The sequence below is a fragment of the uncultured Turicibacter sp. genome (assembly GCF_938044715.1).
GTDB classification, from domain to species: Bacteria; Bacillota_I; Bacilli_A; order MOL361; family Turicibacteraceae; genus Turicibacter; species Turicibacter sanguinis.
Map to the genome: position 1 here is coordinate 25,596 of NZ_CALIOS010000021.1, position 6,450 is coordinate 32,045.

Annotated in this window: 3 protein-coding genes and 1 pseudogene; 2 read left to right on the top strand and 2 right to left on the bottom strand. The window is 34.0% G+C overall.

Features of this window, described 5'->3' with window-relative positions; all coding sequences use genetic code 11:
* The first annotated feature begins 854 nt into the window (after nucleotides 1–854).
* Together QWC74_RS02220 and QWC74_RS02225 are read left to right on the top strand one after the other, a co-directional pair.
* Nucleotides 855–2,387, top strand: coding sequence for an ABC transporter permease (locus tag QWC74_RS02220; protein WP_006783244.1), 1,533 nt, complete (start codon nucleotides 855–857; stop codon nucleotides 2,385–2,387).
* Nucleotides 2,388–2,403: 16 nt separating this feature from the next.
* Nucleotides 2,404–3,081, top strand: a complete 678-nt coding sequence (locus QWC74_RS02225; protein ID WP_006783245.1) for an ABC transporter ATP-binding protein — start codon at nucleotides 2,404–2,406, stop codon at nucleotides 3,079–3,081.
* Nucleotides 3,082–3,255: 174 nt separating this feature from the next.
* Here the strand turns inward: QWC74_RS02225 and adhE are convergent, their stop codons facing one another.
* Complete coding sequence (adhE, locus tag QWC74_RS02230) at nucleotides 3,256–5,853, bottom strand: bifunctional acetaldehyde-CoA/alcohol dehydrogenase (RefSeq protein WP_006783246.1); 2,598 nt, start codon at nucleotides 5,851–5,853, stop codon at nucleotides 3,256–3,258.
* A 260-nt stretch (nucleotides 5,854–6,113) separates the two neighbouring features.
* Nucleotides 6,114–6,450: pseudogene (locus QWC74_RS02235) on the bottom strand (tRNA 4-thiouridine(8) synthase ThiI); the annotation flags it as partial.

Sequence of the window (6,450 nt, forward strand, 5' to 3'; positions counted from 1 at the left end):
ATTTAAATATCACGTCAAATTCTAATTAAACGTGAGGGATCAAGATGAATGCAAATCCGCCAAAGTTTTGATAAAATTATTACCGTGAAAAACACGAAAGATCCAGTGTCACAAACTCTTAAAGAAATGTGAGGGATCAAGGATGGAATCTAATCCACCAACGTTTTTGGAGTTGAATTTTCTTTAATTAGAAATTCTTGATTATGCACTTACTGTTACTCAATGTTTTGCAGTTTTTGTAGAATGTGAGGATGATGTTATGTTAGCTAATCCGCCAAAGTTTTAAGTTGTTATCACGATTTTATTATCAAAAATGCGAGGGATAAAACATGAAATCCAATCCGCCAACTTTAACAATTGATTCTAATAGACACTAAATCATCATAAATGAGGTGTTTCCGTTGTACTGATTAAGCACTAATTTGTTATAAATGTGGTGTTTGCTTCTGTACTATAAAACGCTAAATGAGCGTAATTGAGGTGTTTCCATTGTACCGTTTATTCACTGATTTATTATAAATGATGTGGTTGTGTATGATTTAACACTATAACGTAAATGAGGTGTTTCCGTTGTACTGGTTTAGCACTAGTTTGTTATAAATCTCGTGTATCAGTTAACTTTTGTTCAAACACTAAGTGATATGTTAAATGAGGTGTTTCCATTGAATCGATTTGTTACAATTAAATAAGTGATAAAGTAGCACTTCGGTGCTACTTTTTTAATTCTTAAGAATTTCTTAATTTAATGACTCAGACACGTTTCTAGCTACTCTTTATGATAAAATATAAAACAGATGAAATGGTAAGTTTTATTATTTTATCCATTATTTTTATTATAAAGGGGAGAACTATACATGGATTTTTTATTTCGTGCTTGGAAACAAAATATTCGTAAGCCGATGAAATCATTAATGATTTTTTTAGTTATGTTTGTCATTTCCAATCTCATCGTAACAGGAATTTTTATTCTTAAAGGGACTGAGAAGGCAACCAATGCAACACTTAGTCAAATGACTCCTATCATTTATTACACTCAAGATTATGATAGATATTGGCGTGCTCAAGAGCTTGGATTTGTTGACTCGGAAACAGATCCCATGCCAAACATTTCGCTTGAGACTGCCCTTGAAATTGGTCGTTCAAACGATGTGGAAGCTTTTGATTTAAGTACACAATCAACTGCTTTAATTCGTTCAATTAAGGCATACAAAGATCCTAATAGCCAAGGCGGGGGAAATTGGATTACAAGTACTGATTCAGAAGGAAATACTGAAACGTTCCAAGAACCAGATTACTATGAAATGTTAGGATCAAGTTCTAGTGAATTTAAAGTAGCCAGTGGAACGATTGAAATTGTAGATGGACGTGGAATTAATGAAGATGATGTCGCTAATAGCAATTATGTGCTAGTTATTGAAGAAAACCTTGCTAAAGCAAATAATTTATCTGTTGGAGATACGCTCCCTGTCGATTTCAAAATGGTTTGGGATGCTGAAGAAGCAGCACTTCCAAGTACAACTGAAAATGATTTTGAAATTGTTGGAATTTATCGAAATTTAAGTGCAGCCGACCAAAATGACACATGGATGACAGAACGTGTGGCGACTCAAATTTATGTGCCTTATAATGTCGCTTATGAGTTAAGTTTTGAAGTACAAAAGGAATCAATTCAAGAAAGTATTGCCCAGGGGTATTGGACACAAGAAGAAGCAGACGAATATTTAGAGCAATATAGTGAAGTTCAACCGAATACCATCGGTTATTTATTAAAAGATCCTCTAAAAGTGCGTGATTTTATCGAAGATAATACACGCTTATTACCTTCTGAATATCATGTTTTAAAAGTTGGGAATTCAACGTATGATTCAATTGCTAAATCAATTGATAGCATGACTCAAACGTCAAATTTAATTATTTACATTGTGTTTGGAGCTGGAATTTTAATCTTAAGTTTAATTACTTCATTAACGTTAAAAAGCCGTGAATATGAAATTGGGGTTCTATTATCTCTTGGTGAAAGTAAACTTAAAGTCATTGGTCAATTAATGAGCGAGTTATTAATTATTGCCTTAGTAGCCTTTAGCTTATCAATTGTTTCTGGTAATTTTATCGCTAAATACTACGGACAACAACTATTACAAACCCAAATGGAAAGCGCGATGACGCAATCAAATAATTTTAATATTTATGTTCCTGAGCAAATGTATAGTAACGAAAGCTCAACATTACAATATACTGACTTCGTCACAAGCTTTAATATTGAACTCGATCCAATTGTTTATCTTGAATTAATGGCCTATGGACTTCTAGTTGTTGCTGTTAGTACCTTTATTCCGATTATCTTCATCATGCGATATAATCCAAAAACTATTTTAACCATTCGATAAAGCGAGGTGCCTTATAATGTCTATCTTAGAGTTAAGAAATCTTTCTCATGCTTATGTTGACGGTGATATTCGCCGTATTGTCCTTGAAGATGTCAATTGTACGTTTGAACGTGGACAGTTTTATTCTATTTTAGGTCCATCTGGATCTGGAAAATCAACGTTACTCTCAATTGCAGCGGGACTTGACGATATCCAACAAGGCCAAGTGATTGTAGACGGAAAACCGATTCAAGAAATTGGTTTTGTGAAATATCGTCGTAATCATATGGCAATCGTATTCCAGTCTTTCAACTTGATTCCTTATTTAACAGCTGTTGAAAATGTTGAAATGGCGATGAAAATTACAGATAATGAAATGCCTAAAAATAAACGTGAAATAGCCTTAGGATTTTTAGAGAAACTTGGTATTTCAAAAATCAAAGCTCATAAATTTATTAAACAACTTTCTGGGGGAGAACAACAACGTGTCGCAATTGCTCGTGCGCTTGTTACCGGAGCTGATCTGATTTTTGCCGATGAACCGACTGGAAACTTAGATTCTCAAACAGAAGCAGAAATCTGTGACTTATTCCGTGTTTTAGCTCATCAATTTAATAAATGTATCATTGTTGTCACTCACTCTGACCGTGTCGCGCAGCATAGTGATGTTATTTATCGTATTGAAGACGGTAAAGTTGTCGTTGCGAATCAATAATAAAATTTAAAAAATCCCTTGATTTATCTTTTAAGGGATTTTTTTATGCGAAGAAAACTTTTTCTATTCTAAAATTTTAATTTAGTCCTTATTTCTGTTTTAGTAAAGGACTATTTTTAAGATCATAAAAAACTCCCTCGTGTGCGTGAGGGAGTTTTTTTATTAATACTTTAATTATTTTGCTTCACCGTAGAAAGCATTTAAATATAATTGTTTGATATCTTCGATTAATGGGTAGCGTGGGTTAGCCCCTGTACATTGATCATCAAATGCATCTACTGCTAATTTATCTACTGCTGCTAAGAAATCAGCTTCTGATACGCCACATTCAGAGATACTCATTGGAATATTGATTTCAGCTTTTAATTCATTGATTTTATTTAATAATGCTTGAATTTTCTCTTCATTTGTACGTCCTGTTAATCCACAGTACTCAGCAGCTTTTGCATAACGTTCGATGGCTTGAGGAGTTTCGTATTGAGGGAATGTTCCCTGTTTGAATGGTGCATCTGTTGCATTGTATTTAATAACTTCGTTGATTAATAAAGCATTTGCAATACCATGAGGAATATGGAATGCTGATCCTAATTTATGAGCCATTGAGTGACATAATCCTAACATTGCATTAGAGAATGCCATACCTGCCATACATGATGCATTAGCCATTTTCTCTTTCGCTACTTTAGCTTCTGCCCCACCATGGTAAGATTCTGGTAAGTAATCGAATACTAATTTAGCTGATTCTAATGATAATGGAATTGTGTATTCAGTTGCTACTGTTGCTACTAATGATTCTAAGGCATGAGTTAAAACGTCGATACCTGAAGCAGCACATAATCCTTTTGGCATTGATAACATTAACACTGGGTCAACAATCGCCATTGTTGGTGTTAATTCGTAGTCAGCTAATGGGTATTTTACTCCTGTTTCATCATCAGTGATAACAGCGAATGGCGTTACCTCAGAACCTGTACCAGCTGAAGTTGCGATACATACTAAGCTAGCTTTTTTACCCATTTGAGGGAAGCGGAAGATACGTTTACGAACGTCCATGAAACGCATTGCTAAGTCTTGGAAGTTTGTTTCTGGGTGTTCATATAATACCCACATGATTTTAGCTGCATCCATTGCAGATCCTCCACCTAATGCAATGATTGTATCAGGTTTGAATTCAGCCATGGCTTGAGCACCTTTTTTAGCATCTGATAATAATGGATCTGGATGTACATCTGTACAAATTGTATATTGAATTCCGTATTTATCTAATTCATCTGTTACATGTTTTGTATATCCTAAATCGAATAATACTTTATCTGTTACGATGAATGCACGTTTTTTACCATCAAATTTTAAATCTTCTAATGCGATTGGTAAGCATCCAAATTTATAGTAAACTTTTGCAGGCACTTTGAACCAAAGCATATTCTCTCTCCTTTTAGCAATTGTTTTAATATTAATTAAGTGTTTAGGTCCAACGTTTTCTGATACTGAGTTATTTCCCCAAGACCCGCAACCTAATGTTAATGATGGTGCTAAAGCGAAGTTGAATAAATCTCCAATTCCTCCGTGTGCAGTTGGTTGGTTGATTAAGAATGTTGTTGTACGCATACGAGATGCCATTGCTTGAATGTCAGCTTCTGCACGTAACTCATCTGCATAAATGGCTGATGTATGTCCTAATCCACTGTGTTCTACTAATGTATAGGCCATTTCAACTGCCTGTTCATGGTTAGTTGATTTGTACATTGCTAATACAACTGATAATTTTTCATGAGCGAATGGCTCTTCTAATGAAGTATCCGTTACTTCACCTACTAATACTTTAGTATCTTTAGGGACTTCAAATCCTGCTAATTCAGCGATTTTCCATGCAGGTTGTCCTACAATTTTAGCATTTAATGCTCCGTTAACAATGATTGTTTCACGAACAGCATCTAATTGTTTTTTATTTAATAATAAAGCTCCACGTTTTTTAAGTTCAGCTTTAACATTTTCATAAATTGATTCATCAACGATGATTGATTGTTCTGACGCACAGATTACTCCATAATCAAATGTTTTTGATAATAATAATGAGTTAACTGCCATTGGAACATTACATGTTTTGTGGAAAATAACTGGTGTATTTCCTGCCCCTACCCCGATTGCTGGTGTTCCTGAAGAATAAGCTGATTTAACCATTCCTGGCCCACCTGTTGCTAAAATTAAATCTACTTCTTTCATAACTGTATTTGTTAACTCGATACTTGGTTCGTCAATCCATGCAATTAATCCTTTTGGTGCTCCAGCTGCTTCGATTGTTTCACGAATTACTTTTGCTGTATAGTTTGTACAGTTTTTAGCACGTGGATGCGCAGAGATAACGATTGCATTACGAGTTTTAATAGCCATTAAACATTTGAAACATGCAGTTGATGTTGGGTTTGTTGTTGGAATAACCGCCCCAATTACTCCTACAGGTTCTGCAACTTTTTGGATACCGAATGATAAATCTTCAGATAAAACTCCACAAGTTTTTTCATCACGATATTTATTGTAAATATATTCAGAAGCATAGTGGTTTTTAATCACTTTATCTTCAACTAATCCCATTCCAGTTTCTTCAACTGCCATTTGAGCTAACGGAATACGTAAATTATTGATTGCCATCGCTGCTTTATAGAATAATTCATCTACTTGCTCTTGCGTAAATTTAGCAAATTCTCTTTGTGCTGCGCGTACTGTTTCAAGAGTTGACATTAATTCATCTACATTTGTAATTTTATTAGTCATTCCGACTCCTCCTCAAGATTGTGAATACATTCACTTACTTACAGTTGTAATTATATTACATTGTGAATTATTTGTCTAATGAAAACGTAGTGAAAGCGTTTATTATTTCACAAAATAGTAATTTTTAGGTCAAAAAAACGCTTTTTGTAACTGTTTTTATGGAATATTATTGAAAAATTAGTCTAAAAAACCATTTAAAGTCTGATCTTTATTAACTGAAAATAAAAAAAGCTAAAAGAATTTCTTCTTTTAGCTTTTTTTTAGAATAAATCATTTAATGCACAAACGGCATTATCTTCTAACTCAATCATTTCTCCGGCACGTACTGTGATAATTTCTGTTTCATCAATACATTTTTGCACTAATGATTCGAAATCAAAGTTTTGTTCAAATTCAATACATTTTTCTAATGAAGGGTTTGTTGCAGGATGTTCCGGAACAAAGACCGTACAGCAGTCCTCATATGGACGAATTGAAATATCATAAGTATCGATGTGTTTCGCAATCTCAATAATTTCATTTTTATCAAGTGTCGCAACTGGACGAATAATTGGCATATTCGTAACCGCATTGATGGCATACATACTTGCTAAAGTT

Bases quoted from the DNA above. Each gene is read 5' to 3' on its own strand.
- QWC74_RS02225 (WP_006783245.1), top strand. From the start codon at position 2,404: ATGTCTATCTTAGAGTTAAGAAATCTTTCTCATGCTTATGTTGACGGT.
- adhE (WP_006783246.1), bottom strand. From the start codon at position 5,853: ATGACTAATAAAATTACAAATGTAGATGAATTAATGTCAACTCTTGAA.
- QWC74_RS02220 (WP_006783244.1), top strand. From the start codon at position 855: ATGGATTTTTTATTTCGTGCTTGGAAACAAAATATTCGTAAGCCGATG.